Source organism: Haloplanus sp. GDY1, from assembly GCF_023703775.1.
Lineage (GTDB): Archaea > Halobacteriota > Halobacteria > Halobacteriales > Haloferacaceae > Haloplanus > Haloplanus halophilus.
Genome location: NZ_CP098514.1, coordinates 188300 through 213889, shown reverse-complemented (window position 1 = coordinate 213889; position 25590 = coordinate 188300). Strand labels below are relative to the sequence as shown.

27 protein-coding genes are annotated in these 25590 nt (G+C 71.1%); 14 read left to right on the top strand and 13 right to left on the bottom strand.

Annotated features, from left to right (window positions below):
* Positions 1-162: 162 nt before the first annotated feature.
* From NBT67_RS01145 to NBT67_RS01135, 3 genes are read left to right on the top strand one after another with little or no spacing between them, the layout of a single operon-like run.
* Positions 163-795: an ArsR/SmtB family transcription factor gene (locus NBT67_RS01145; RefSeq protein WP_251342991.1), complete on the top strand. Its 633-nt coding sequence runs from the start codon at positions 163-165 to the stop codon at positions 793-795.
* 43 nt (positions 796-838) lie between these two features.
* On the top strand, positions 839-1300 hold the full coding sequence (locus tag NBT67_RS01140; protein WP_251342990.1) for a bifunctional nuclease family protein: 462 nt from the start codon (positions 839-841) through the stop codon (positions 1298-1300).
* A 57-nt stretch (positions 1301-1357) separates the two neighbouring features.
* Positions 1358-1840, top strand: a complete 483-nt coding sequence (locus tag NBT67_RS01135; protein WP_251342989.1) for an acyl-CoA thioesterase — start codon at positions 1358-1360, stop codon at positions 1838-1840.
* 3 nt (positions 1841-1843) lie between these two features.
* Here the strand turns inward: NBT67_RS01135 and NBT67_RS01130 are convergent, their stop codons facing one another.
* Positions 1844-3301 carry an ATPase domain-containing protein gene (locus tag NBT67_RS01130; RefSeq protein WP_251342988.1) on the bottom strand — a complete coding sequence of 486 codons (1458 nt, stop codon included), beginning with the start codon at positions 3299-3301 and terminating at the stop codon, positions 1844-1846.
* A 123-nt stretch (positions 3302-3424) separates the two neighbouring features.
* Here NBT67_RS01130 and NBT67_RS01125 point away from each other — a divergent pair, with 123 nt between their 5' ends.
* Positions 3425-4921 carry a PAS domain-containing protein gene (locus tag NBT67_RS01125; protein ID WP_251342987.1) on the top strand — a complete coding sequence of 499 codons (1497 nt, stop codon included), beginning with the start codon at positions 3425-3427 and terminating at the stop codon, positions 4919-4921.
* Here NBT67_RS01125 and NBT67_RS01120 read toward each other — a convergent pair.
* The 7 genes from NBT67_RS01120 to NBT67_RS01090 form a co-directional block, all read right to left on the bottom strand.
* Complete coding sequence (locus NBT67_RS01120; protein WP_251342986.1) at positions 4918-5376, bottom strand: DUF7992 family protein; 459 nt, start codon at positions 5374-5376, stop codon at positions 4918-4920. The genes NBT67_RS01125 and NBT67_RS01120 overlap by 4 nt on opposite strands.
* A gap of 74 nt (positions 5377-5450) precedes the next feature.
* Positions 5451-6137: a response regulator gene (locus NBT67_RS01115; protein WP_251342985.1), complete on the bottom strand. Its 687-nt coding sequence runs from the start codon at positions 6135-6137 to the stop codon at positions 5451-5453.
* Positions 6130-8940 carry a PAS domain-containing protein gene (locus NBT67_RS01110; protein ID WP_251342984.1) on the bottom strand — a complete coding sequence of 937 codons (2811 nt, stop codon included), beginning with the start codon at positions 8938-8940 and terminating at the stop codon, positions 6130-6132. The genes NBT67_RS01115 and NBT67_RS01110 overlap by 8 nt, the downstream gene beginning before the upstream one ends.
* A gap of 34 nt (positions 8941-8974) precedes the next feature.
* Entirely contained in the window at positions 8975-9355 is a 381-nt protein-coding gene (locus NBT67_RS01105; protein WP_251342983.1) for a DUF7522 family protein, read from the bottom strand.
* Positions 9352-9564 (bottom strand): hypothetical protein, encoded by a 213-nt coding sequence (locus NBT67_RS01100; RefSeq protein ID WP_251342982.1) that lies wholly within the window; start codon positions 9562-9564, stop codon positions 9352-9354. The genes NBT67_RS01105 and NBT67_RS01100 overlap by 4 nt, the downstream gene beginning before the upstream one ends.
* Positions 9565-9684: 120 nt before the next feature.
* Positions 9685-10035 carry a helix-turn-helix domain-containing protein gene (locus NBT67_RS01095; protein ID WP_251342981.1) on the bottom strand — a complete coding sequence of 117 codons (351 nt, stop codon included), beginning with the start codon at positions 10033-10035 and terminating at the stop codon, positions 9685-9687.
* Positions 10032-10334, bottom strand: coding sequence for a bacterio-opsin activator domain-containing protein (locus NBT67_RS01090; RefSeq protein WP_251342980.1), 303 nt, complete (start codon positions 10332-10334; stop codon positions 10032-10034). The genes NBT67_RS01095 and NBT67_RS01090 overlap by 4 nt, the downstream gene beginning before the upstream one ends.
* A gap of 291 nt (positions 10335-10625) precedes the next feature.
* Between NBT67_RS01090 and NBT67_RS01085 the strand changes: the two genes are divergently transcribed.
* The 3 genes from NBT67_RS01085 (at position 10626) to NBT67_RS01075 (ending at position 11368) form a co-directional block, all read left to right on the top strand.
* Entirely contained in the window at positions 10626-10808 is a 183-nt protein-coding gene (locus NBT67_RS01085) for a hypothetical protein (RefSeq protein WP_251342979.1), read from the top strand.
* 107 nt (positions 10809-10915) lie between these two features.
* Positions 10916-11083 carry a hypothetical protein gene (locus tag NBT67_RS01080; RefSeq protein WP_251342978.1) on the top strand — a complete coding sequence of 56 codons (168 nt, stop codon included), beginning with the start codon at positions 10916-10918 and terminating at the stop codon, positions 11081-11083.
* Between the two features lie 6 nt (positions 11084-11089).
* Complete coding sequence (locus NBT67_RS01075) at positions 11090-11368, top strand: amphi-Trp domain-containing protein (protein WP_251342977.1); 279 nt, start codon at positions 11090-11092, stop codon at positions 11366-11368.
* A 72-nt stretch (positions 11369-11440) separates the two neighbouring features.
* Here the strand turns inward: NBT67_RS01075 and NBT67_RS01070 are convergent, their stop codons facing one another.
* The gene (locus NBT67_RS01070) at positions 11441-12805 is read right to left on the bottom strand and encodes an aryl-sulfate sulfotransferase (RefSeq protein WP_251342976.1); all 1365 of its coding nucleotides are present in this window, start codon (positions 12803-12805) and stop codon (positions 11441-11443) included.
* 101 nt (positions 12806-12906) lie between these two features.
* On the opposite strand from NBT67_RS01070, the gene ileS reads away from it, so the two are divergent.
* Positions 12907-16098 (top strand): isoleucine--tRNA ligase, encoded by a 3192-nt coding sequence (gene ileS, locus NBT67_RS01065; RefSeq protein WP_251342975.1) that lies wholly within the window; start codon positions 12907-12909, stop codon positions 16096-16098.
* Here ileS and aglM read toward each other — a convergent pair whose 3' ends face one another.
* Positions 16099-17391, bottom strand: coding sequence for a UDP-glucose 6-dehydrogenase AglM (gene aglM, locus NBT67_RS01060; RefSeq protein WP_251342974.1), 1293 nt, complete (start codon positions 17389-17391; stop codon positions 16099-16101). It lies immediately after the preceding gene.
* Between the two features lie 90 nt (positions 17392-17481).
* Between aglM and NBT67_RS01055 the strand changes: the two genes are divergently transcribed.
* The 4 genes from NBT67_RS01055 (at position 17482) to NBT67_RS01040 (ending at position 22344) form a co-directional block, all read left to right on the top strand.
* Positions 17482-18675 (top strand): sugar phosphate nucleotidyltransferase, encoded by a 1194-nt coding sequence (locus tag NBT67_RS01055; protein ID WP_251342973.1) that lies wholly within the window; start codon positions 17482-17484, stop codon positions 18673-18675.
* A gap of 25 nt (positions 18676-18700) precedes the next feature.
* Positions 18701-20506, top strand: coding sequence for a glutamine--fructose-6-phosphate transaminase (isomerizing) (gene glmS, locus NBT67_RS01050; RefSeq protein WP_251342972.1), 1806 nt, complete (start codon positions 18701-18703; stop codon positions 20504-20506).
* 36 nt (positions 20507-20542) lie between these two features.
* Positions 20543-21733, top strand: coding sequence for a bifunctional sugar-1-phosphate nucleotidylyltransferase/acetyltransferase (gene glmU / locus NBT67_RS01045; RefSeq protein ID WP_251342971.1), 1191 nt, complete (start codon positions 20543-20545; stop codon positions 21731-21733).
* Between the two features lie 62 nt (positions 21734-21795).
* Positions 21796-22344, top strand: a complete 549-nt coding sequence (locus NBT67_RS01040) for a hypothetical protein (protein ID WP_251342970.1) — start codon at positions 21796-21798, stop codon at positions 22342-22344.
* Between the two features lie 19 nt (positions 22345-22363).
* Here NBT67_RS01040 and NBT67_RS01035 read toward each other — a convergent pair whose 3' ends face one another.
* Entirely contained in the window at positions 22364-23581 is a 1218-nt protein-coding gene (locus NBT67_RS01035; RefSeq protein ID WP_251342969.1) for an FAD-dependent oxidoreductase, read from the bottom strand.
* A gap of 228 nt (positions 23582-23809) precedes the next feature.
* Between NBT67_RS01035 and NBT67_RS01030 the strand changes: the two genes are divergently transcribed.
* A complete protein-coding gene (locus NBT67_RS01030) occupies positions 23810-24478 on the top strand; it encodes a phosphoglycolate phosphatase (protein ID WP_251342968.1) in 669 nt (222 codons plus the stop codon).
* Positions 24475-24996: an HPP family protein gene (locus NBT67_RS01025; protein ID WP_251342967.1), complete on the top strand. Its 522-nt coding sequence runs from the start codon at positions 24475-24477 to the stop codon at positions 24994-24996. The genes NBT67_RS01030 and NBT67_RS01025 overlap by 4 nt, the downstream gene beginning before the upstream one ends.
* On the opposite strand, the gene cutA is transcribed toward NBT67_RS01025, so the two are convergent.
* Entirely contained in the window at positions 24997-25308 is a 312-nt protein-coding gene (gene cutA, locus NBT67_RS01020; protein ID WP_251342966.1) for a divalent-cation tolerance protein CutA, read from the bottom strand.
* A complete protein-coding gene (locus NBT67_RS01015) occupies positions 25305-25511 on the bottom strand; it encodes an HEWD family protein (RefSeq protein WP_251342965.1) in 207 nt (68 codons plus the stop codon). The genes cutA and NBT67_RS01015 overlap by 4 nt, the downstream gene beginning before the upstream one ends.
* Positions 25512-25590 lie beyond the last annotated feature (79 nt).

Below are 25590 nucleotides of genomic sequence, written 5' to 3'. Positions count from 1 at the left end.
GCTCCACCCACTTACCCTTTTTCGCTGTGAGCCGTTGTCACGATTCGAGACGCCGGATATCGGCCGATTAGAGCCATCTCCACGGCGATCCGCGTCGGGGGGTCGAGGGACCGATCGGACGGGAGAGGAAGCTTTGTACCCCGGGGAGTCGTAGCGGCGTCCATGGCAGATTTGCTGCCCTCGCGTCCCGACACCTCCGCGGCCGAGCAGACCGATCCGCGCGTCGTCGGTCTGGACAGCGAGGACGCCGACGACCTGTTGTCCGCGCTGTCCTCGGACACCGCCCGCGAGGTGCTCGCGACCCTCCACGACGAACCGGACACGCCCGCCCGCGTGGCCGAGCGCGTCGACACGTCCCTCCAGAACGCACAGTACCACCTCGGCAACCTCGAAGAGGCGGGGCTCATCGAGGTGATCGACACCGCCTACTCCGAGAAGGGCCGGGAGATGAACGTCTACGCCCCCGCGGACCGCCCACTCGTGGTGTTCGCCGGGAGCGAAGACGAGAGCAGCGGCCTCGAGAGCGCGCTGAAGCGCCTGCTGGGCGCGGTCGGCCTGCTCGGCGTCGCGAGCCTCCTCGTCCAGTGGCGCTTCGGCGACCTGCCCGGGCTGGCACGGACCGGTGGCGCGGGCGCCGCCGACGGCGGCGACGGCGGCATGGGCACGATGAGCACCGAGGCGACGACGACGGCGGCCGACGCCGCGGCCGCGGGGCTCCCACCGGGGCTCGTCTTCTTCCTCGGTGGCCTCGCGGCCATCGTCCTCGTGGCCGCGGCGTTCTACGTCCGTCGCTAGGTGGCCCCGTAGCTATTCATACTCCGCGTACGAACGGGCGGGTATGGAGCACACCGCCGAGGTGAGCGGCATCGGCGTGGGCACGAGCGAGGACGGATCGAACGTCCCCGCGGTTCTCCTCGCCGCCAGATCGGAGTACCTCCCCATCGTCATCACGGCCGACCAGGCGCGCGCGATCCAGCTCGGACTGTCGGGGGAGCCGTTCGAGCGACCGCTCACACACGACCTGCTCGTCGAGATGCTGACGGAGTTCGGCGGCGCCGTGGACGGCATCCGCATCGACGACCTGGCGGACGGCACCTTCTACGCCAAGGTCGACGTCGAACGGTACGAGGAGGGCGAGCCCCGGAAGTTCGTCTTCGACGCCCGCCCGAGCGACGCCATCGCGCTGGCCGTCCGGGTGGACTGCCCCATCACCGTCACCGACGGCGTCCTCGACCGGGCCGGCCGCCCGGAGGACGAGTTCGAACCCGAGCGGATCGACGACTTCGACGACGAGCGGTGAGCGGGCCGCCCCGACGAACCGGGGGGACTTTTGACGCCCCCCGACGACCCTCACGCCATGACGGAGACGGCGACCCTCGCGGAGTCCCACACCGAGATGACGGAGATCGTGCTCCCGAACGACACGAACACGCACGGCCGGGCGCTCGGGGGCGCCGTCCTGCACTGGATGGACGTCTGTGGCGCCATCGCGGCGATGCGGTTCGCCAACGAGGGGGTCGTCACCGCGTCGATGGAACACGTCGACTTCAAGAGCCCGATCGACATCGGAGAGGTGGTGGTCGTCGAGGCGTACGTCTACGGGACCGGGCGGACGAGCATCGAGGTGAACGTCGAGGTACGGGCGGAGAACCCGCGGGAGGACACCGAGCGCGACACCACCTCCTCGTTTTTCACGTTCGTGGCCGTCGACGACGACGGCGACCCGACGCCCGTCCCCGACCTCGGCTGCCCGACCGAGGCCGAGCGCCGACTTCGGGACGCCGCGCTCGACGACCGGGCGACACAGCTCGAACGGCTCGTCGAGCGGATGGAGTCCTGAGGGTCAGCCGTCGTCGGCGTCGTCGATGAGCTCCGGGGTTCCGCGAAGGATCCCGCGCATCCGCGAGAGCGGCTCGCCGACGCGGATGCCGTCGCCGGTGATCTCGAACTCCCGGAGGGTCCGCTCGAAGTCGCTCGTGCGCTTTTTCAGGACGCCGATGGCCTTCCGGAGTTCGCCGTGCAGTTCGAGGTGGCGCAGGAAGACGAGGTTGTCCGCCAGGTAACTGATGTTCTCCTGGGTCGCGGTGAACTCGCCGGTGATGGCGCTCGTCTCGTCGACGAAGATGGTGGTCACGCCCGCGTTCTTCAGGTAGCGACCGAGCGCGTGCATCCGCTGCAGGACCACGTCGCCCTCGCCACGGAGCGTCAGGCGGTAGCCGGCGATGCCGTCGACCATGACGATCCGCGTGTCGTTTCGCTCGACGTCCTCGCGGACGGTGTTCGCGAACTCCTGGGGTGACAGTTCCAGCGCCTCGACCTCGCGAACCGAGAGCGTGCCTTCCTCGATCATCTCCTCGACGGGGATGCCGACCGACTCCGACCGCTCGACGAACGTCCGGGTGGTCTCCTCGAAGAGGTAGATCACCGACCGCTCGCCGCGACTGGCGGCTTCCTTCATGAACTGGGTGCCGAGCGTCGTCTTGCCGACGCCGGTGGGGCCGCTGATGACGCTGACCGTCCCGCGTTCGAGGCCCCCGTGCAGGAGGTCGTCCACCTCCGGGATGCCCGCGGAGAGCTGTTCGAACGGGTAGTCGGCGGCGTGGTCCCCCGGCTTCAGCGTCGGGAAGACGTGGATGCCGTCGTCGGCGATCCGGTAGGCGTGGTCCCCGCCTCGGGTGCTCGACCCGCGGAACTTGGGGACGGTGACCGTCCGTCCGTGCGGGGCCGACCCCAGTTTGATCGTACCGTCGGCGATGAACTCCAGGTCCTCGGTCGGCAGGTCGGGGAGGTGCTGTACGGTGAAGGCGACGGTCGCCCCCTGTCGCTTGAGATAGCGCATGAACCCGACGACCTGCTTGCGGAACTGGTACTGATCGGACGTGAGATAGCGGAGTTGCGTGAGCGGATCGACGACCACCCGATCCGGGTCGACCGACGACACCGCGTCCACGATTTCGGTCGTGACCGGTTCCTGTTCCACCTCGGCCGCCGCGAACACGTCGTAGGTGTCGTCCTCGGTGAACGCCTCCGCGGTCGGGCTCAGATCGAGAAACTCGATGGCGTCCGTCTCGAAGCCGAGCGCGGCCGCGTTCGCCCGCAGGTCGTCGAGGTCCTCCTCCAGGTTGACGAACAGCCCCGTCTCGCCGTTCGCGAGGCCCGCCTCGAGGAAGTGAAACCCGAGGATGGTCTTCCCGGAGCCGGCAGGCCCACGGAGCATGTAGTTGCGCTCCGGAATGAACCCGCCGTGCAGGATCTCGTCGAGTCCCTCGATGCCCGTCGAGAGCCGACTGGTCGACGCCATGGATGTGCCGGATACGGCACTCGGCCTCATAAAGGACAGGAGTGGTGACAGCGGAGTATCAGAAGCCAACAATTACGGAGCCGTGGCCCATGAGAGTCGATACCACCGCTTTCGTCTGCCAACATGTCACAGGAACTAGGCCATGGGGACACGGCCGATCGGGGAGGCGGTAGCCGGCGGGCGGGCGACGAGCCACGCGTGTTGCTGTTCATGGGCCCCGGTCGCAACCGTGACCTGCTGGCGGAGACGCTGGGCCGCCGGTACCGGATCGAGACGGCGACCGATCCGGCAGCGCTCGGGGCGGAGTACGACTGCTGCGTGTTCGACCGGGGTGGGATCGACCGGACCGAGTTCGACCGCATCGCGGACGTCGCCGAGGCCGGTCGCGGGACCGAAGACGCCTTCCTGCCGTTCGTGCTCCTGGTGTCCGCCGACGCCGCGGACGCCGTCGGCCCGGCCGTCTGGGAGTACGTCGACGACGTGATCGAACTCCCGGTCGGGAAGGCCGAACTCCTCTCCCGGATCGACAACCTGATCCAGCGACGACTGACCGCGGTCGAACTCGAAGCCCGGTCGCGGGAACTCGAGGAGACGGTCGCCGAACTCCGCCTGAAGGAGCGGGCGATGGACAAGGCCCCGGTCGGCATCACCATCACCGATCCGGACCGCGACGACAACCCGATGATCTACGCGAACGAGCGGTTTCAGGAGCTGACCGGGTACGACGAGGAGGAGGTCGTCGGCCGGAACTGTCGCCTCCTGCAGGGCGCGGACACCGACCCGGAGACGCGCCGGACGCTCCGGGAGCACATCGCCGCCGAACGGCCGGTCTCCGTCGACATCGTGAACTACCGCAAGAACGGCCGGCGGTACTGGCAGAAACTCGACGTCGCGCCCGTCCGCGGCGACGACGGCACCGTCCGGAACTTCGTCGGCTTTCAGACGGACATCACCGACCGCAAGATCAGGGAGCGACGGCTCCAGGTGTTGAACCGCGTCCTCAGCCACAACCTGAAGAACAAGATGAACCTGATCGAGGGCCACGTCGCGTTGCTGCGGGAGGAGGCGGACGTGGACGGCTCCCTGGACTCGCTCGGGGTGATCGAGCGGGCGGCCGTCGACCTCATGGAGCTCGCGGAGTCGGTGCGGCGGATCGACCGGGTCATCTCGATGGCCGAGTCGGCCGGCGAGCCCGTCGTCCTGAACGACCGCATCGAGCAACTGGTGAGCATGTTCGAGGATCGCTACCCCGAGGCGACGTTTTCGGTCGCCCTCCCGGACGAACCGGTCGAGGTGGCCGTCGGCGGACTGACGACCGCCATCGAGGAGGCGATGGAGAACGCCGTCGAACACAACCGCGGGCGACACCCCTCCGTCGAGGTCCGGATCGGGACGCGCGGCGGGGAGTGGGTCGACGTCGAAATCGAGGACGACGGCCCCGGCATCCCCGACCGCGAGGTCGAGGTCCTCGACGGCGGCGAGACGCCGCTGAACCACGCGGAACGGTTGGGCCTCTGGCAGATCCACTGGATCGTCAGGAAGGCCGGCGGGGAGTTCTCGGTGGCCGAAGCGGACGCGGGCGGCACCGTCGTCACGCTCTCGGTGCCGCTCGGCGACTAGTCGAAATCCGGCAGGTCGTCGGGCGCCTCGTACTCCGTCTCCCAGTCGATGTAGTCGTCTTTCAGCACGTCACACACGATCTGTCCGAGTTCCGTCATCGCCGCGTTGATCCCCGAGACGGTCCCCCACGAGTCCAGGTCGGGGTGGTAGTTCCGCTCCTTCCAGTCCTCGGGGATCCCCGGCGCGTGGTAGCCGACGCGCTCCGCGAAGGAGTCCCAGAAGAAGTCGAACTGCGCGATCATGTCCAGGTCAGTGACGACGTCGAACTCCGACTCGTCGAGGGGCGTCCCGTCGGCCCACTCGGCGAACGCGTCCGCCCACGCCCCATCCCGGAGGAGCGCCTCGATCTCGTCCCGCTTGTAGTCCGTGTCCCCGACCACGTCGGCGTCCTCGTACTCGTTCGGATCGATCTGTTCGAGTTCTGGTGGATCGGGAACCGCCACGTCGAGGGACATGGCTCACGTTCGTCGACCGCGGGCATAAAGCTGTTCGGCGTCCGCTCGGTCGAGGCTCCCCGGAGCCCCGACACTCACGCCGCGTCCGACCCCTCCGACGGATCGGCGGCCCTCACGACGGCCCCGCAGCCGAGACACTTCACGGCGGCGGGGCCGAGTTCGACGACTCCGACGCGCTCCGCGTCGCCGCGACGCCGGCCACACTCGGGACAGGCCTCGATCCCGTGTCGGGACGCCGCGGTCCGCAGTTCGGCGCCGAGGCGGTCGAGTCGCCGGTCGATGCGGGTTTCGAGGGCCGCGTACCCGGGATGGGAGTCGAGTTCGGGGGCGGCGTACGACTCCTCCAGCGCCAGTTTGCGGGAGACGAGCGCCAGGAGGGTGCGCGTGTCCTCGTCGGTTCGCCCCCGGAGGAGGAGGTCGATCACCGTCTCCGCCAGCGTCTCCCGGAAGACCGGTTTGGTCAGATACGCGTCGGCCGGCAGGTCGTCGTCGGGATGCGGTGCCACGCAGGTGACCATGGCGACCCGGCAGTCCTCGTGGGCCCTGATCCACTCCAGCACGTCGTCGCCGGAGCGTCGCGGCAGTCGGCGGTCGAGAAGCGCCACGTCGACGTCGCCGTCCATCCGATCGATCGCCTCCCGACCGTCCGCGGCGGTGCGTACCTCGTGTCGGTCGGACAGCCACGTGCGGTACAGGTCGACGAGACCCGGTTCGTCCTCGGCGATCACGACGGTCCCCGACAGGGGTGTGGCCTCACGCACCGCCGCCACCCCCCGTCGGCGTCCCGCTCCCGCCCGCGGCCCGCGTGGGGACGGCCGCCGTCGGCGCGTCCGGCGAGTCGTTGGCGACGGGGAGGGTCACCGTGACGGCCGTTCCCCGGCCGTCGGTCGTCTCGAAGTCGAGGAATCCCCCGACCGACGACACGAGCCAGTTGACGACCCAGAGGCCGATCCCGCTCCCGTGTGACAGGGCCGCCTCCTCGTCGCGCCGGAGCGCCTCGAGTTCGTCGCTCGGGATGCCCGACCCCCAGTCGACGACGTCGAGCGCGACGTGATCGGCGCTCACCCGCTCGCTCCGCACCGCGACGTCGGGGTCGGCCGACTCGGCGTGGACGACGGCGTTGTCGAGCAACTCCCGGAGGACGAAGACCACCGCTTCCAGGGACGCCTCGACGGCGGCCTCCGGGAGGTCGTCGACGTCCACGTCGACCGACGGGTGGTCCGACTCCACGTCGGCCACGGCGGCGTCGACGGCGGCCGACACCCGGCAGACCGAGTCCTCCCCCGAGTCGCCGGTGATCAGTTGCCGGATGCGGTTGGCCTTGTCCCCGATGGACACGAGGCCCTCCGTGGTCTCCCGGATCCGGTCGGTGTACGTCCGCAGTTCGTCGACGGACTGCTCCACCGCCCCGTCGCTCCCGGGGGCGGCGTCGAGGCGGTCGAGTTCCCGGTCGATGGCGTCGGCGAAGCCACGGACGACGTTGAGGTCGTTCCGCAGGTTGTGTCGCAGGATGCGATGGAGGACCGACAGCTGCTGTTCCCGGTGTGTCCGGTCGGTGACGTCGCGGATGGCCCCGGCCAGACGGACCACGTCGCCGTCAGACACGATGGCCTCGCCGGCCACCTCGACCCGCCGCTCGTGTCCCGTCGCGGTGACGAGGCGCGCCTCCAGCTCGTACGGCGCCCCCGTCGCCCGACACCGTTCGAGCGCCTCTGTGACGTCCGACCGGTCCTCGGGGTGGAAGAAGTCGACGGCCTCCTCGAGGGTGGGCTCGTAGTCGTCGTCGGTCCCGTAGATGCGCCGGGTGCCGTCGGTCCACGTCAGCGCCTCAGTCTCGACGTCGAGTTCCCACCCGCCGACGGTGGCCAACTGCTCGGTCCGCGCCAGCCGCTCCCGGCTCCGTTCGAGTTTCCGCTCCCTCGACAGTCGCTCCAGCGCCGCCTCGACGGTGTTCGCGAGGCCGTCGAGTAGCTTCCGGACCTCGTCGTCGAACCCCGAGGCGGAGTGGACGCCGACGTGTAACTGCCCGAACTCGCCGAGTGGCGCGATCAGGAGCGCCCCGAGCGGCGTCTCCGGGTGGCCGGTCCCCTCGGCGGTCCCGTAGTCCTCGACGACGGTGGTCTCGCCCCGCCGGAAGGCCGCCATCTCCGTCGTGTCGTCCGCGATGGGGTCGATGTCGTCCGCCCGGAGCGACCCGTCGAGCGCCGTCGCGGCGTCGGACGCCGCCAGCGGGACGAGTTCGTCGTCGGACTCGTCGTACGACCACACGACCGCCAGCCCCTCGTCCAGCACCGTCTCGACGACGTCGACGGTCACCTCGGCCAGTTCCGCCTCGGACTCGGCCTCCCAGAGCCGCCGGTTGGCGTCCGTGAGCGCACGGAACCGCGCCGCGTGTTCCTCGCGTTCGGTGACGTCCCGCCCCTCGGAGACCAGCAGGGTGACGGTCCCGTCCTCGTCGGTGACCGGACGGATCGACAGGTCGATGACGGTCTCGCTGTCCGCGCCGCGAACCGTGAGTTCGTCGCGGACGTACTCGCCGTCGGCCGCCCGGTCGACGGCCTCGCGCGCACGCCGCCGGGTCCCCTCGGAGCCGCTGAACCAGTACGTGTCCCACAGCTTCCGGCCGGTCACCGCCTCGCGGTCGACGCCGCCGAACTCCAGGGCCGCGCGGTTGGCCTCGATCAGCGTCCCGTCCGGCTCGAGCAGCCCCATGAACCGGGCCGTGCCGTCGAAGACCGCCGCCATCCGCCGCTCGCGAGCCTCGCGTACCCGACGCCCGAGTTCGTACGTCACCCACCGACCCGCCAGTTCGAGGAAGAGACGCTCCTCGTCGGACGGCGATCGGTCGCGGGAGCCGGTCGAGACGAAGGCGAGGGTTCGGTCCGGACCGCCGTCGACCCCGATCCGGGGGCCGAGCGAGACGGTCGCGTCGTCGCCGAGGTCGACCGCCGACACGGCACGGCCGCCCTCCGCGGCGGCGCCGTCGAGCGAGAGCCGTTCCTCCGCGGCGAAGGGGCCGTCCTCGGCGCTGGTGTACTCGATCGCCGCCCGATCCGCCCCGGGGTCGTGCCGGGCGAGGAGGCCGACGTCGTGGCCGAACCGCTCGCAGCCGAGGTCGAACAGCGAGTCGAGGCGCTCCGCGAGCGGCCGGCTTCCGCCGGCCACGACGTCGGCGAGTCGGGAGAGCCACCGCGCGGGGTCGGCGCTCGACGTGACCTCCTCGGGAGCCCAGACGACCGACGAGGGCTCGCCGTCGTCGCCGGGGATCGGGGCGCATCTCGCCTCGACGGTGCGGGTGCGCCCGTCGGTCGACAGGTCGTACGTCAGCGTCCGGACCGCGTCCGCCTCGACCGCCGCCCGGATCGTGGCGAGCCATCGCTCGGCCGTCCGCTCGGGCCACACGTCGAACACGGTCCGACCGAGGAACCGCTCCGGATCGGCGTCGACCGCGCCGTCGCCGAGGACCTCGAGGAACCGGCCGTCGGCGTCGAGGACGAACCCGCGGTCGGGGAGCGCTCTGACGAGCCCGCGGCTCAGCGCGTCGGCGGATGGCTCCCGACTCATCGGTCGCCCCCGCCCGATGCTCGCCGACGCCGGTTCACGGTTCCACCACCCGCTCCGACTGCTGCGGTGCTCCCGCCTCGACGATGGCCTCGCACGCCCGCACGAACCCGGGTTCGACGGCGGTGTGCGGGTCGAGGCTGACGAGCGTGCCACCCTCGTCGTGGGGGAACCTGACGATCACCGCGTCCTCCGGGACGTGGAGCGTCGTCTCCGCGGCGGTCCGCTCGCGGTCCCGCAGGCGCTCGGCGAGCGCGTGGAGCGCCAGGTCGGTCCGATCCCCGTTCGCGAGGTCGGGTCGCAGGGAGAGCCACGCACTGCCCTCGTCCCGGTAGCGAACGATCCCGCGCAGGGCGCTCCCGACCTCCCCCTCGACGAACTCGACAAGCGAGACGTCACCGACGTCGGACACGGTCACTCACCCCCGCCCTCCTGTGCGCCCGCGCCACCGTCGTCGACCGTCGCGAGACGGACGATGTCGACGCCCCAGTCGTGGTCGCCGGGACCGCGACAGGGCCAGTCACGCTCCACGACGACCCCGTTGCGATGCGCGGTGCCGACGACGGTTTCGAGTGCCTGGCGAAGCGATTCCTCGTCGGTCGGCTCGTCCGGTGGTGTCCAGTCCATGCGTAGCGGAGCTCGGCCTCCACGGGTCCCGACGGCCGACGACGTGTGAGGGTCCGAGTCACGTCTCCGTGGTATCGCCGCTTCCGGAAGGTGTCGCGGGTTACACACGTCAACCCCTTTTTACCTGGACCGGGTCGTCCGGAGCGTGTGGTCGACCACGGCCTCGACGGCCCGGCGAATCCGTTTCGACGCGGCCTGTGGCGAGACGTCCAGTTCCGCCGCGAGTTCGGAGACGGTGGTCTCGCGTGGCACCCCGAAGTAGCCCGCGTCGTGGGCCAGTCGGAGGATCTCGCGCTGTGGGTCGGTGAGGCCGTCCCGCGTCTCGGCGGGGACGTCGGAGCGTCGGATCGTCCGGACGGTGATCGAGACGCCGCTCTCCGTACAGGCCGACTGGAACTCGCGGAGGTCCTCGGTCTCGCTCGCGAGCAGTTCGAACTCCCAGCCGTCGGGGGTGCCGCTGGCCTCGGTCACCAGACAGTCCCGACCATGAGGATCGAGAGGAGGTCGTCGAAGGGCGCGACCCACTCGATTTCGTAGAGCGCGCGGCCGGCCCGTTCGTCGAACCGCGTCGTGTCGCCGACGCGCGGGTGGTCCGCGAGACACGACTCGACGGCCGAGAGGTCGTCGGCCTCGATCCAGACACAGGGGATGAACTGCTCGTCCGTGGGGACGAACTGCGTCAGTTCCGCGTAGTAGTCGTCGAGGTCCGAGAGGACGCGCCCGAGGACGAACTCCTCGGCGGGGAGGTCGAACCGCGCCACGACCGTCACCGGTGCCACCCCCGGGAGGCCGAGGCCGCGCGGTGCCGTCGCCGCCGCGAGGGGGGGCGACCGGCGCCGGACCCGCGGTGTCGGCGTGGATTCCGGGGAGTGCCGAAGGAGGGCCTGTGAGTCAAGTTACACACTCCGTTGTCCCGGAAACGTGTGTCCAATCTTATCAATGCTCGCATGCCGGCATTCGATACCGACAGCGTCCGAACGTCCGGCCGGGACGGGCGAGGCCACGGGAGCGGAGAGCCGGCACTCCGAAACCGATTTAACGGTTTAGGTGAGCCTAAAATCATGATCACCGAACCGAGCGGGGCCGGCGCACCGACGCGACTGTCTGCGGTACGGCGGGGCGACGCTCAGTGGCGGGTTGCTCGCGGGCTGTGCGGGGGCGTCGCGCTCGCGGTCGACGCCGAGGTGGAACGGACGGATCACGGGCCGCGGGTGACCCCGCTCCGGGCCCGGGAGGGGGGCTGATCCCGGACGAGCGAGCCGTGGCCCACGGCGCAACCGGTACGGGGTCCAGCGGCCCACGCCGACCCGAACCGCACCCTTTTTGTTTTAGGTATGCCTAAACGCCACCGATGGACGTCGACCCCCGGTCACACGCCGACGGAGAATCGGAACGGGACCAGCCATCCGGCCCCGAGATCGCCGTCTGTGAGGGCGGTCCCGAGACGGCGGTGTTCCTCGAATCGGGGAACACGGACGGCTGGATCGCGAGCGACGTGACCGTCGACGTGCGTCGGTGATACCTCATGTCTGACACCGAGCGAACGACGATCAGAGCCGGCCGCGAGTTCGAACAGGAGTACCGCCTCGACGCGAGCGAAGCGGGGGCGTTCCTGATCGACCTCGGCGAGCAACTCCGCGACGGCGACGAACTGACACTCGGAACCGACGAGTGGGAACTGCCCTTCGCGTTCGGCGACCCCGTCGAACTCGAGATCGACTTCGAGGGCGTCGGCGACCCCGAACTCGAGGTCGAACTGACGCTCCCGGGACGGACCGACGAGAAGGCGCCCGACGTCGAGTAGTGCTGCGGCCCCGATCGGCGGCGGACGCTCGCCGGCCCCTGGTGGGCGGACGTGTCGTCTCCGGCGTCGCCGTCAGCCGCGACGCCCCGCGGTGACCCGCCCGCCCCACCGCCAGTACGCCTCCGTGGCCAACCAGGCGATGCCGACGCCGGCGGCGAGGAGGGCCGCGAGGAACCCCCAGGGCGACAGCCAGACGGGGCGGAACCACGGCGCCCGGTGTCCCCACCACGCCGCGAGGTGGGTCCCCGGCGCTTCGACGGGCGTCCCGTCGCTGACCCGGTCGAGCCACGCGTCGGGGGTTCGGCTCCCCGCGCCGGGGGACTCGCCCGCGCCACCGTGGACGACGTGGGTTCCCGTCGCGTTCAGTTCCCGGGTAGTCGGCCCGTTCGACCCGTCGCCGGTCCCCAGTCGCTCGGCGTCGTAGGGCGCCCAGGTGGCGTAGAACTCCCAGACGACCTCCCCGGTCGGCGTCACCTCGATCACCCGGTGGCCGAGGCTGTCGACGACGAGCGTGTTGCCGTTCGGCAGGCGGTCGGCGTCGCGGGGCCACGTCAGGTTGCCGGTGAGCGTCCACGTCCGCTCCCAGTCGTCGCCGCGGCGGGCGTACTCGACCACGCGGTCGTTCTCGCTGTCGGCGACGAGGACCGTCGGGGTGCCGTTCCGGCCGCGCAGGTAGTCGGGGTTGTGCTGGGCGTGCAGGACGTCGGTCTCCCCGTCGCTCCCGAGGCGCCACTCGATCTCGCCGGTGGTGCGGTCGAGCATGAGCACCTGATCGAAGTTCCGCGGCGAGACCAGGAGGCGGTCCTCCCCGACGGGGTCGACGTCGTTGACGTGGGTCCAGTCCGGGTCGTCGACGCCGCCGGCGGTGTCGTGCGGGAAGTGTTCCGCGAACCGCCACTCCCACGTGACCTCGTCCCGGGAGCGGTTCCAGACGACGACCCGGTCGCCGCTGGTGCCGTTCGTCACGTTCGCTCGCATGTGGGCGACGACCAGGCGGCCGTCGTCGAGGCGGTCGACGTCGTGGGTGTCACGGAAGGGGAGTCGCTCGGTCCAGACGCGTTCGCGCGTCTCGCGGTCGAGTTCGTAGACGAGCGTCGTCCCGCCGCGCGGGTTCACCACCAGCAGATTGCCGTTCGGCAGCGGGTCGACGTCGTAGAACCAGCCGGGGTTCTCGCGACTCGACCGGCGCTGCCACGCGAGCGAGCCGTCGGGCTGGATCGAGAGGAGCCGTGGCGGACGCGCGAAGTCGTAGGTGCCACCGAAGTGGACGCCCTGCGTGCTGACGACCGTCGCGTTCCGGGGTTCGCGCTCGACGGTCCCGGGACCGAGCGCGCCGTCGTCGACCGGGTCGTAGGCGAGGGACGAGCCGGCCGAGGCGAGGAGCAACACGAGGAGGGCGAGCGCGAACGCCTGCCGGGGACGGAATCGACTGTCCACGGTCCGGCTGTGGGCTGCCGGTACCTGAAACCTGTGGTCGTCGCGACGGCCGACGGGACCGTGACCACCGTTTTGATATACGCGCGGAAACTGGGTCGGGTATGGACGACGTCAGCGACCAGTACGCCCCCGAGGACGTGGAATCCTCGGTGAACGACTACTGGGACGAGCACGACGCCTACGAGGCGGCCAAGGAGGCCCACGCGGACGATCCGCCCTTCTTCTTCGTCGACGGGCCGCCGTACACGAGCGGGCAGATGCACCTCGGAACGGCGTGGAACAAGACGCTGAAAGACGCCATCATCCGCTACAAGCGGATGGAGGGGTACGACGTGACCGACCGGCCGGGCTACGACATGCACGGCCTCCCCATCGAGGTGAAAGTCGAGGAGGAACTCGGCTTCGACTCGAAGAAGGACATCGAGGAGTACGGGATGGAGGCGTTCATCGAGGAGTGCAAGTCCTTCGCGGAGCGCAACCGGGAGAAGATGGACGAGGACTTCCAGTCCATCGGCGCGTGGATGGACTGGGAGGACCCCTATCGAACCGTTTCGCCGGAGTACATGGAGGCGACGTGGTGGGCGTTCAAGCGGGTCCACGAGAACGGCCTCGTCGAGCGCGGCAAGCGGGCGATCAACCAGTGTCCCCGGTGTGAGACCGCCATCGCCGACAACGAGGTCGAGTACCACGAGATCGAGTCCCCCTCCATCTACGTGAAGTTCCCCCTCCGGGAGCGCGAGGGGTCGCTGGTCGTCTGGACGACGACGCCGTGGACGATTCCGGCCAACGAGTTCGTCGCCGTCGACGCCGAGATGACCTATCGGGCGGTGGAGGCGGTGAAGGGCGGGGAGACCGACCGACTGTACGTCGCCGACCCCTGCGTCGAGGACGTCCTCCGCGAGGGGCGCTACGAGGAGTACGAGGTAATCGAGGAACTGACCGGCGAGGAGATGCTCGGCTGGGAGTACGACCACCCGCTCGCCGCGGAGGTGCCCGACCACGCCGACGGCGAGGGAACCGGGCAGGTGTACGCCGCCGACTACGTGGAGGCGGACCGCACGGGGCTCGTCCACTCCGCGCCCGGGCACGGAGAAGTGGACTTCGAGCGCGGGCAGGAACTCGGGCTGGAGGTGTTCTCCCCCGTCGCCGGCGACGGCACCTTCACCGACGAGGCCGGCGACTACGCCGGCCAGTTCGTCCGCGACGCCAACGACGACATCATCGCCGACCTGGAGGCCAAGGGCCTCCTGCTCGCCTCGGGCACCACCACCCACCGCTACGGGCAGTGCTGGCGCTGCGACACCGACATCGTCTACCTCGCGACCGACCAGTGGTTCATCACCGTCACCGACGTCAAAGACGAGTTGCTCGAGAACATCGAGGACAGCGAGTGGCACCCCGACTGGGCGCGTGACAACCGGTTCCGGAACTTCGTCGAGGACGCCCCCGACTGGAACGTCTCCCGGCAGCGCTACTGGGGCATCCCCCTGCCCGTCTGGGTTCCCGAGGGCGACCCCGATCCCGACGCCGAGGACATCCTCGTCGTCGGGACGCGGGAGGAACTGGCCGACCGTGCGGACCAGGAGGTCGACCCCGAGACGGTCGACCTGCACCGGCCGAGCGTCGACCCCATCACCATCACGGAGGACGGCACCACCTACGAGCGCGTCCCCGACGTGTTCGACGTGTGGATCGACTCCTCGGTGGCGACGTGGGGCACGCTCGGCTACCCCGGCGAGGCGGACGACTTCGAGGAACTCTGGCCCGCGGACCTCATCGTCGAGGCCCACGACCAGACCCGCGGCTGGTTCTGGTCGCAACTGGGGATGGGGACGGCCGCGCTCGGCGAGATCCCCTACGAGGAGGTCGTCATGCACGGCTTCGCCAACGACAGCGAGGGCCGGAAGATGTCGAAGTCCCTCGGCAACATCGTCACGCCCCAGGAGGCCATCGACCGCTACGGGCGCGACCCGCTCCGGGCCTACCTCCTCGGTCACGACCAGCACGGGGTCGACCTCTCCTTCGAGTGGGAGGGCCTGGAGGAGACCCAGTCGACGCTCAACATCTTCTGGAACGTCTTCCGCTTCCCGCTGCAGTACATGGCCCTCGACGGCTACGACCCCGCCGAGGCGAGCCTCGACGACGGCGAGTTGACCGTCGTCGACGAGTGGGTGCTCTCCCGGCTCCAGTCGGTGAAAGCCGAGGTCGACGACGCGTGGGACGAGTACGCCGTCCACGACGCGCTCAACGCCGTCCTCGAGTTCGTCACGGAGGACGTCTCCCGCTTCTACGTCAAGGCGACCCGCGAGCGGATGTGGGAGGCGGCCGACTCGGCCGGCAAGCGCGGCGCCTACGCGACGCTTTCGACCGTGCTGGACGAGACGATCCGGCTGCTCGCGCCGATCACCCCCTACCTCACCGAGGAGATGTACCGGACCCTCGACGGGAGCGCGACGACGGTCCACCAACTGTCCTACCCGACGGTCGACGAGGCCCGCCACGACCCCGAACTGGAGCGGAACGTGGCGGTCCTCCGGGCGGTCGAGGAGGCGGCGGCGAACGCCCGCCAGCAGGGAGGCCGGAAGCTCCGCTGGCCCGTCCCGCGGATCGTCGTCGAGACCGAGGACGAGGCCGTCGCGTCGGCGGTTCGCTCGCTCTCCGACCTGCTCGCCGACCGGGTGAACGCCCGGTCGGTCGCGGTGGTCGACGCCTTCGACGAACTGGTCGAGCGGGCCGACCCCGAGATGGGCGAGATCGGCCCCGCCTTCGGCGGCGACGCCCAGGAGATCATGGCGGCCGTCGAGGGGCGCCGCCGCGAGGACCTGGCGGCAGACGCCGGCGAGGAGCCCTACGCCGTCACCGTCGACGGCGAGCGCTACGGCCTCTCCGAGGGGATGGTGTCGTTCCGCGCGGAACCGCCCGAGGACGTCACCGGGACGGACTTCGACCTGACGGTCGACGACGAGGACCGCGTCGGCGGCACCGTCTACGTCGACACCTCGCTCACCGAGGACATCGAGGCCGAGGGCTACGCCCGGGACGTGGTGCGGCGGATCCAGGAGATGCGCAAGCGCCTCGATCTGGACGTGGACGAGCGCATCCGCACGCGGGTCGACGTCGCCGACGACCGGGTCGCCGGCTTCGTCGACGAGCGGCGCGACCTGATCGCGGAGGAGACCCGGACCGCGGAGTTCGACGCCGACGCCGACGATCTGACCGAGGAGTGGGACGTGGAGGGCGTCGCCGTCACCATCGGCATCGAGCGCCTGGAAGCCGAACAGCGGGCGGCGTAGCTACCAGGTCAGCCCCTCGTAGGTGATCCCGTCGCGGCGCTCGATTATCCGCCGGCCGTCGATCACCACGTCGCCGGACATCAGGTCGAACTCCAGGTCGAGGTCGGCGAACGCCGGCCAGTCGGTGACGACCAGGGCCGCGCGCGCCCCCGAGAGGGTGGGCGACGCCGAGGCGAGATACTCCACGTCGGGGAAGCGCTCGCGCATCTCGTCGACGGCGCCCCGGTTCGGGTCGTAGGCGATGACCTCTGCACCCCGCTCCTGCAACCCCTCGATGATCGGAATCGCGCGGGAGTTGCGCACGTCGTCCGTGCCCGGCTTGAACGCGAGGCCGAGGACGGCCACCCGCTCGCCCTCGACGTCGACGTGGTCGTCAAGCAGGTCGAGCATCCGCCGGGGCTGGCGGTCGTTCACGTCGATTGCGGCCTGCAGGAGGGCGGGCTCGTACCCCGTCTCGCGGGCGGCGGCGACGAGCGCCGCCAGATCCTTCGGGAAGCAGCTTCCCCCCCAGCCGACCCCGCTCCGGAGGAACCGCTCCCCGATGCGGTCGTCGAGGCCGATGGCGTCGGCCACCTCGTAGGCGTCGACGCCGTACTCCTTGCAGATGTTCCCGAGTTCGTTGACGAGGCTGACCTTCGTCGCCAGGAAGGCGTTGTTGGCGTACTTGATCATCGCGGCCTCGCGGGGGCCGGTGCGAACGACGGGGACGTCCTCGATCAGCGGGGCGTACACCGCCTCCAGCGCGTCGAGCGCGCGGTCGTCGGCCGTCCCGAAGACGAGTTTGTCCGGGTTCCGGAAGTCCTCGACGGCGCTCCCCTCGCGCAGGAACTCCGGGTTGACCGCGACGGAGAAGTCCTCGCCGGCCCGCAGCCCCGACTCCCGCTCCAGCGCCGGCCGGATCACGTCCTCGGTCGTGCCCGGGAGGACCGTGCTCTTGACGACGACGGTCGGGGGGGACTCGAAGTCGGGGAGGACCGCCCCGAGCGACTCGGCGCCCGCCTCGACGTAGGCGGTGTCGATGCTCCCGTCGTCGTTCGCGGGGGTGGGGAGCGCGAGGATGACGACGTCCGCGGTCGCCAGATCCTCGTAGTCGGTGGTCGCCCACAGCGACTCGCCGGCGTGACGGTCGAGCAGGTCGTCGAGGCCGGGTTCGGAGATCGGCGACTCCCCCTCGTTCAGCCGCCTGACCACCGACTCGTCGACGTCGACGTTGATCACGTCGTGGCCGAAGTCCGCGAGACAGGCCGCGACGGTCGTTCCGACGTATCCGCTACCGACGATACCGATCTTCATCACCTACGCAGTGAGACGGCGGAGCAAAGAGGATTCGGATGGACGACCGTGCGGATCAGTCTTAAGAGGAGCCACCGTGAACGGGTGTTCATGCAACTCGACTCCGCGGTGGTCCTCGCGGCTGGGGAGGGGACCCGCCTGCGGCCGCTGACGAAATATCGGCCGAAACCCCTGTTGCCCGCCGCGAACCGCCCGATCCTGGAGTACGTCCTCGACGCGCTGGTCGACGCGGGCGTCGAGGACCTGCACGTCGTCGTCGGCTACCGGCGCGACCGGGTGCAGGACCACGTCGGGGCGACCTACCGCGGTCGCTCCGTCACCTATCACGTACAGGAGAAACAGCTCGGGACGGGCCACGCGGTGTTGCAGGCCCGCAATGCCCTCGACAGCGACTTCCTGGTCGTCAACGGCGACGAGGTGGTGACGGGGGAGATGGTGGAGGCGGTGATCGACGCGCACACGAGAAGCGACGCCGCGACCCTCGCCGTCGTCGAGAGCGACCGGGCCCCGGAGTACGGCGCCGTCCGCCTCGACGGCGACCGGGTGGTCGAACTCGTCGAGCGTCCGGACGACGACTCCTACCGCCTGCTGAACGCCGGCATCTACGCCTTCGGGCCGTCGATGCTGGCCGACATCGAGACGACCGAGCGCCGGGCGGGGGAACTCCGTCTGACGGACACGCTCGCCGAGCGGATCCGGGGGGAGAACGCCGTCCGCGGCGTTCGGATCGGCGGCCTGTGGTCGACCGCCACGTACCCGTGGGACCTGCTGACCGTCGCGCGCGACCTGCTGGCGGAGGGGCTGGTCGACGAGCCCGAACGCCGGCGGGGAGTGTACGTCGACGAGACGGCGAGCGTCCACGACGACGCCGTCCTCCGGCCGCCGGTCGTCGTCGGCCCCGACGCGGTCGTCGGCCCCGGATCGGTGATCGGCCCGGACAGCGCGCTCGGCCGGCACACGACCGTCGGCGCGGGCGCCGTCGTCGAGGGGTCGGTCCTCGACATCGACACACGGATCGGGCCGAACGCGACGGTCGTCGACGCCGTCACCGGACAGGGCGCGGTGGTCGGCCCGGGGGCGACGGTCCCCGGCGGCGAAGCCGATGTTCGCGTCGGGAGCATGATCCACGAGAACCGCCGTCTGGGCTGTGTCGCCGCCGACCGAGCACACGTCGCCGGCGGGGCGAGCGTCGCGCCGGGCACGCTCCTCGGCACCGGCGTGCGCGTCGGCGTCGGCGCGCACGCGAGCGGCGTCGTCCCCGAGGGGACGGAGGTGCGGCGATGAGCCTCGCCACGGGAGGGGGTCGCTGATGTGCGGCATCGTCGGCTACGTCGGCGACTCCGGGTCGACGCTGGACGTGCTCCTCGGCGGCCTCTCGAACCTCGAGTACCGCGGCTACGACTCCGCGGGCGTGGCCGTGGGCGGCGAGACCCTCAGGGTCGAGAAGCGGGCGGGCGAACTGGAGACCCTGGAGGCGGCGGTCGGCAGCGCGGACCGGCGGCGATTCGAGGGGCCAGTCGGCCTCGGTCACACCCGCTGGAGCACGCACGGCCCCCCGACGGACGAGAACGCTCACCCGCACACCGACGAGGACGGCCGGGTCGCGGTCGTCCACAACGGGATCGTCGAGAACTACCGCGACCTCCGGGACGAACTCGAGGCCGAGGGCGTCGCGTTTACCTCGGAGACGGACACGGAGGTGGTCCCGCACCTGATCGCCCGCGAACTCCGCGGGGAAGCCGACCCCGAGGCGGCGGTCAGGGCAGCGACCGAACGACTGGAGGGGAGCTACGCGCTCGCCGTCGTGATCGAGGGGATCGACGCCCTGTTCGCTGCCCGACAGGACTCGCCGCTCGTCCTCGGGGTCGGCGAGGGGGAGTCCTTCGTCGCCAGCGACGTGCCCGCCTTCCTCGACCACACCCGCGACGTGGTCTACCTCGACGACGGGGAGTTCGTCCGACTCGACCCCGGCGGATGGACGGTCACCGACGCCGAGGGGCGGCAGGTCGAGAAGCCCGTCCACACCGTCGAGTGGGAGGCCGAGGAGACCGGCAAGAGCGGGTACGACCACTACACGCTGAAGGAGATCCACGAGCAGCCACGCTCGCTCCGGCAGTGTCTCAGCGGCCGTCTCGACGAACTCGGCGGCCGAGTCACGGTCGAGGAACTCGACGGGATCGACGCGCCCGCGTCGGTGCAGTTCGTCGCCTGCGGAACCTCCTATCACGCCGCGCTCTACGGCGCGCAGTTGCTTCGCGACCGGGGGACTCCCGCGACCGCCCACTACGCTCACGAGTACGCCACCGCGCCGGCACCGATCGCGGACGGGGACCTGGTGATCGGCGTCACCCAGAGCGGGGAGACGGCGGACACGCTGAGCGCGCTCCGGGAGGCCGCGGGTCGCGGCGCCGAGACGCTCGTGCTCACGAACGTCGTCGGCAGCACCGCCGCCCGCGAGTGCGACCACGCCGTCTACATCCGCGCCGGGCCCGAGATCGGCGTCGCCGCGACCAAGACCTTCACCTCGCAGCTCGTCGGCCTGAACCTGCTCGCCGCGCGCCTCGCCGGCGGCGACCGACAGCGCGACCTCGTGGACGCGCTCCGGCGCGTTCCGGACGACGTCCAGGCGGTCCTCGACGAGAGCGGGGCCGCTTCCGTCGTCGAGGCGTTCGCCGACAGTGAGGCCTTCTTCTTCCTGGGTCGCGGACTCGGCTACCCCGTCGCGCTGGAGGGCGCGCTCAAGTTCAAGGAGATCACCTACGAACACGCGGAGGGGTTCGCGGCCGGCGAGCTGAAACACGGGCCGCTGGCGCTGGTCACCGGCGAGACGCCCGTCTTCGCCGTCGTCACGGGCGACGGCGAGGCGGCGCGCAAGACCATCGGCAACGTGAAGGAAGTCGAGGCGCGGGACGCGCCGGTGGTCGTCGTCACCGACGGCGCCGCCGAGGCCGGTCGCTACGCGGATCACGTCCTCGAAATCCCCGAGACCGACCCGCGGCTGGCACCCCTGCTGGCGAACGTCCAGCTCCAGCTCGTCGCCTACCACCGGGCGGCGAGGCTGGATCGCTCCATCGACAAGCCCCGACACCTGGCCAAGAGCGTCACCGTGGAGTAGAGAAACCCCTTTGTCGGCGCTCGCCCTCTCACCGCTATGCAGACAGTCGTCCTCGCGGCCGGCGAGGGGACGCGGCTGCGCCCGCTCACCGACCGTCGGCCGAAACCGACCGTTCCGGTCGCCGACCGCACGCTCGTCGAACACGTCGTCGACGCGGCCGAGGCGGCGGGCGCCGCTCGGGTCGTCGTCGTCGTCGGCTACGGCGCCGACGCCGTCCGTGACGCCCTCGGCGACCGCACGACCGTCGAGTTCGTCACGCAGGAGCGCCAGCGCGGCACGGCCGACGCGGTCCGGGCGGCCCGCGACCGCCTCGACGACGCCCCCTTCGCCGTCCTGAACGGCGACGTGCTCTACGACCGCGCGTCGCTCTCGCGGCTCTACGACGCCGGCCCCGGGGTCGGCGCCGCACGGGTCGACGATCCGAGCAACTACGGCGTGCTGGAGACCGACGGGGACGGCCGCGTCCGCGGCGTCGTCGAGAAGCCCGACGACCCCGCCTCGGACCTCGTCAACGCCGGCGCGTACGTCTTCCCGGCGGCGGCGCGGGACTGGCTGGACGTGGGCGAGAGCGACCGCGGCGAGTTGGAACTCACGGACGTGCTGACCAGGGCCTGCGGCGCCGTCGAGATGCGAGCGGTGACCGTCGAGCGCTGGCTCGACGTGGGGCGGCCGTGGGAACTCCTGGCGGCCAACGAGTGGAAGCTGGGCGAGTTGGATCGCCGGATCGAGGGGGAGGTCCACCCGGACGCCGACCTCCGGGGCCCAGTCGTCGTCGAGGACGGGGCGTCCGTCGACGCGGGGGTGGTGATCGAGGGGCCGGCGCTCGTCCGCGCCGGCGCGTCCGTCGGCCCGAACGCCTACGTCCGCGGCGCGACGCTCGTCGGCGAGGGGGCGACGGTGGGCCACGGCGTCGAGGTGAAAAACAGCGTGCTGATGGCGGGCGCGACGGTCGGGCACCTCTCGTACGTCGGCGACAGCGTCCTGGGGCGGGACGTGAACTTCGGCGCCGGAACGACCGTCGCGAACCTGCGTCACGACGACCAGCCGGTGGTCGTCCGCGTGAAGGGCGACCCCACCTCGACGGGCCGGCGGAAGTTCGGCGTCGTCTGCGGCGACGACGCCAAGACGGGGATCGAGACGGCGCTGAACGCGGGGGTCGTCCTCGGCACCGGCGCGCGGACGACGCCGGGCGAGACGGTTCGACGGGACCGCGATCGGTCGGCCTGAGCGAGCGGCACGAACGTTTATTGACAGGTAGGGAATACGTGGACGGGAGAGCCGACACGCCCATGGCTCAGTACGAACCGTTCGAGGAGGGGGTCGAGGCCCGCGGGAGAGTCATCATCGCCATCGAATCGGGGCTCTCGCGGTTCCGCGAGGAGTACCGAACCCGGGTGCGGGCGGCGCTGTCCGAGAAGGGCATCGACGATCCCAATCCCGACGACTGGTATCCACAGGGGGCCGAACTCGACGTGCTGGCGACGATCGCCGAGGAACTGGAGCCACACCTGCTGGATCGGCTGGGCGAGCAGATCCCGGCGGTCGCGAGGTGGCCGAGCGGCGTCTCGGGCGTCGCCGAGGGCCTGCGCTCCATCGACGACGCCTACCACCGCAACCACCGCGGCGGCGAGATCGGTCACTACCGGTTCGAGAAGGTCGCGGACGGGCGCGGCCGGGTCGAGTGCCGGAATCCGTATCCGTGCCCGTTCGACCGCGGGCTGATCCGGGCCGTCGCGAGGCAGTACTCCCCCGTCGAGTCGTTCGTGTTCGTCGAGGAACGGGGGGAGCGCTGTCGTCGGGAGGGTGCGGACCGCTGTACGTACGTGGTCCACTGGTGAGGGCGGCGGCCGCTCGCGGTCAGCGGGGCGTCCCCTCGCCCACGCCGTCGGCCGGCGCGTCGACGCCGAATTCGCCGACGAGGTCGTCGAGGCGGTCGGGGTCGTCGTGTCCGGGGAGCGGCCGGTCCGCGGTGCGACAGGTGGCCGAGACGCCGAGGCGGTCACACACCCGGTCGGCCGTCGCCTCGGCCATCCGACGGTAGGTGGTGAGTTTGCCCCCGACGACCGTATAGAGCCCCTCGGCGCCGTCGGCGGCGTGATCCAGCAGGGCGAACCCGCGGGAGATGGCGCGGGCGTCGTCGGGGTCGTCCGGGGCGTACAGCGGCCGGACGCCCCAGTACGTCCGGACGGTCGGCGCGTCGGCCACGGCGGGGCACATGGCCGCACACTCCGACACCGTGCGCTCGACCTCCGCGGCCGACCGCTCGAAGTCGTCGGGGTCGTCGACAGCGACGCTCGTGGTGCCGAGTACCACCTCGTCGGGGCGGGGGACCACGATGTCGCCGTCGGCCGGCGGCCGACACCGGTTCAACACGGCGTCGACGCCGGGGTTCTCGACGGCGACCATGACCCCCCGCGTCGGGCGCATGGGGACCGAGACGCCCGCGAGGCGGGCACACCGCTCGGCCCACGGGCCGGTCGCGTTCACGACGGCCGCCGCCTCGACCGTCGCGTCGAGGTCACCGCCCACCTCGACGCTCCGGACCCGACCGTCGTCGACGCTGATCGACTCGACCGGCGCGCCCGTGTGGATCGTCGCGCCCGCCTCGCGGGCGTCGACGGCGTTCGCGACGACCAGTCGCGCGGGCGAAATCACGGCGTCGGGGACGGCGAGGGCGCGGGAGACGGCGGGACTCGCCGCCGGCACCCGGTCGCGGAGTTCGTCGCCGTCGAGGACCGTCGCCCCCATGCCGAGGTCGGCACAGGCCCGGCGCTTTCGCTCGAAGTAGTCGGGGTCGTCGCCGTCCAACTGGAGGAAGTAGCCGCCGGTCTCGCGGACGCAGGCGGGCGCCACCTCCCGGAGGATGCGGTTCTCGGCGAGGCAGGCGGCGGCGTCGTCGGGGTCGGCCTCGGCGTACCGGGCGCCGCTGTGGAGGACGCCGTGCGAGCGGCCGGTGGTGCCGGCCGCGAGGGGACCACGCTCCACGAGCGTCACGTCGACGCCGCGGAGCGCGAGGTCCCGGGCGACGCCGACGCCCGTCGCGCCGCCGCCGATCACGAGGACGGTCGTTCGCATACGCGAGCGTGGGGGTGCCCCTCACTTCACGGCACCGGTGGGGCCACGGCACTGGCGGGACCACGGCACTGGCGGGACCACGGCACTGGCGGGACCACGGCACTGGCGGGACCACGGCACTGGCGGGACCACGGCACTGGCGGGACCACGGCACTGGCGGGACCACGGCACCGACGGGGGCGAGTCCGTGACGCGTCGCTTATCACGCCCCCGGCGCAGAGTGGGGGTATGGCTCCGCCGCTCGTGCTCGACATCGACGGGACGCTGACGAGGCCCGAGGGAGGGATCGATCCGCGGGCGTTCGAGGCGCTTCGCGGGTGGGACGCGCCCGTCGTCCTCGCGACGGGCAAGGCGTTCCCGTATCCGGTCGCGCTCTGTCACTTCGTGGACATCCCGGAGCGGGTGATCGCGGAGAACGGCGGCGTGGTCTACGCCGACGACGAGGTGACCGTGACGGTGGACGAGGCCGACCGCCCCCGGACGGCCGCGCGGGCGTTCGTCGACCGGGGCGGTGACCTCGGGTGGGGGGCGGCCGACACGGTCAACCGGTGGCGTGAGACGGAGGTGGCGATCCGTCTCGACGCCGACGAGGCGCTCCTCCGGGCCGTCGCCGAGGAGTTCGGCCTCGAGGTGGTCGACACCGGCTACGCCTACCACCTCAAGGCGCCGGGGGTCGAGAAGGGCGACGGCCTCCGGTCGGTCGCCGAGACGCTCGGCCGCGACCCCGCCGAGTTCGTCGCCGTCGGCGACAGCGAGAACGACGTCTCCACGTTCGAGGTCGCCGGGCGGTCGTTCGCGGTGGCGAACGCCGACGACCGGGCGCGGGCCGCCGCGGATTCGGTCACCGAGGGGACACACATGGACGGGACGCTCGAAGCCCTCGCGGCGTGTTCGTGACGCCGAGCCGTCGCCGCCTCGGGACCAGCCTCTACGCCGGCGTCCTGTTCACCGTCCTCGGCGCCGTCACGTGGGCGAGCGGCCAGCCGTTCGTCTTCCCGAGCCTCGGCCCCTCGGCGTTCGTCCTCGCGTTCGAGCGCCGGGGCGAGCGCACCCGGACCTACCGGGTCGTCGGGAGTCACCTGATCGGCGGCGTCGCCGGCCTGCTCTCCTACACCCTGTTCGGCGCCGGCGTGACGCTCACGACGACGCCCGCGGCGCTCTCCCCGGGCGCCCTCCACCTCGTCGGCAGCGGCGTGCTGTCCATCGTCCTGACGGCGTGGGGGATGATCGCCACGGACACGACCCACGCCCCCGCGTGCGCGACGACGCTCATCGTCTCCCTGGGCCTCCTCTCGACGCCCCGGCAGGTGGCCATCATCGTCGCCAGCGTCGTCGTCCTGGTCGAGGTCCACGGGGTCGCCATCCGGGCGTTCGAGCGACTGGTCGGCGACACCCACCCGGCGTACGCCGAGTGATCACTCCTCCGCGACGGCCTCGGCACACCACGACGCGAACGGTTCGTGGGCGTCCGCGACGTCGACGCGCTCGACGCAGGGTACGTCGTAGGAGTGCCACTCGACGATCCGGTCGACGAGTTCGTCGAACCGGTCCTCGGTCGTCTTCGCGAGGAGGATCGCCTCGTCGTCCTCCGCGACCGAACCCTCCCACCGATAGATCGAGGTGCAGGGGACGAGGTTGACGCAGGCGGCGAGTCGCCGGTCGACGAGTCGGCGCGCCAGTTCCCGCGCCTCCGCCGGCGGCGCGGTGACGAGGGCGGTGGTGGTCACGCGTCGGCGTCGGCGGCGTCCCCCTCGATGGGGACGAACGTGCCGTTGATGTCCCACTCGTGGATGCAGTACACCTCGCCGACGAGTCGCTCGCCGCCGTCGTCGACGGCGATGCGCCACGTGCTCGTCGCGTCGTTCCAGACCTCCCGCCGGCCACAGTCCTCGCACTGGCGGGCGGTGGGTTTCCTGATGGTCACGCCCATGGCCGAAAGAGCGGTTGGCGGGGATTTAACCCTACCGTCGGGGCACCGTCGCCGCACGTGGGACTTATGCCCACCCGGA

Bases quoted from the DNA above. Each gene is read 5' to 3' on its own strand.
- NBT67_RS01145 (WP_251342991.1), top strand. From the start codon at position 163: ATGGCAGATTTGCTGCCCTCGCGTCCCGACACCTCCGCGGCCGAGCAG.
- NBT67_RS01140 (WP_251342990.1), top strand. From the start codon at position 839: ATGGAGCACACCGCCGAGGTGAGCGGCATCGGCGTGGGCACGAGCGAG.
- NBT67_RS01135 (WP_251342989.1), top strand. From the start codon at position 1,358: ATGACGGAGACGGCGACCCTCGCGGAGTCCCACACCGAGATGACGGAG.
- NBT67_RS01130 (WP_251342988.1), bottom strand. From the start codon at position 3,301: ATGGCGTCGACCAGTCGGCTCTCGACGGGCATCGAGGGACTCGACGAG.
- NBT67_RS01125 (WP_251342987.1), top strand. From the start codon at position 3,425: ATGTCACAGGAACTAGGCCATGGGGACACGGCCGATCGGGGAGGCGGT.
- NBT67_RS01120 (WP_251342986.1), bottom strand. From the start codon at position 5,376: ATGTCCCTCGACGTGGCGGTTCCCGATCCACCAGAACTCGAACAGATC.
- NBT67_RS01110 (WP_251342984.1), bottom strand. From the start codon at position 8,940: ATGAGTCGGGAGCCATCCGCCGACGCGCTGAGCCGCGGGCTCGTCAGA.
- NBT67_RS01100 (WP_251342982.1), bottom strand. From the start codon at position 9,564: ATGGACTGGACACCACCGGACGAGCCGACCGACGAGGAATCGCTTCGC.
- NBT67_RS01085 (WP_251342979.1), top strand. From the start codon at position 10,626: ATGATCACCGAACCGAGCGGGGCCGGCGCACCGACGCGACTGTCTGCG.
- NBT67_RS01080 (WP_251342978.1), top strand. From the start codon at position 10,916: ATGGACGTCGACCCCCGGTCACACGCCGACGGAGAATCGGAACGGGAC.
- NBT67_RS01075 (WP_251342977.1), top strand. From the start codon at position 11,090: ATGTCTGACACCGAGCGAACGACGATCAGAGCCGGCCGCGAGTTCGAA.
- ileS (WP_251342975.1), top strand. From the start codon at position 12,907: ATGGACGACGTCAGCGACCAGTACGCCCCCGAGGACGTGGAATCCTCG.
- aglM (WP_251342974.1), bottom strand. From the start codon at position 17,391: ATGAAGATCGGTATCGTCGGTAGCGGATACGTCGGAACGACCGTCGCG.
- NBT67_RS01055 (WP_251342973.1), top strand. From the start codon at position 17,482: ATGCAACTCGACTCCGCGGTGGTCCTCGCGGCTGGGGAGGGGACCCGC.
- glmS (WP_251342972.1), top strand. From the start codon at position 18,701: ATGTGCGGCATCGTCGGCTACGTCGGCGACTCCGGGTCGACGCTGGAC.
- glmU (WP_251342971.1), top strand. From the start codon at position 20,543: ATGCAGACAGTCGTCCTCGCGGCCGGCGAGGGGACGCGGCTGCGCCCG.
- NBT67_RS01040 (WP_251342970.1), top strand. From the start codon at position 21,796: ATGGCTCAGTACGAACCGTTCGAGGAGGGGGTCGAGGCCCGCGGGAGA.
- NBT67_RS01035 (WP_251342969.1), bottom strand. From the start codon at position 23,581: ATGCGAACGACCGTCCTCGTGATCGGCGGCGGCGCGACGGGCGTCGGC.
- NBT67_RS01030 (WP_251342968.1), top strand. From the start codon at position 23,810: ATGGCTCCGCCGCTCGTGCTCGACATCGACGGGACGCTGACGAGGCCC.
- NBT67_RS01015 (WP_251342965.1), bottom strand. From the start codon at position 25,511: ATGGGCGTGACCATCAGGAAACCCACCGCCCGCCAGTGCGAGGACTGT.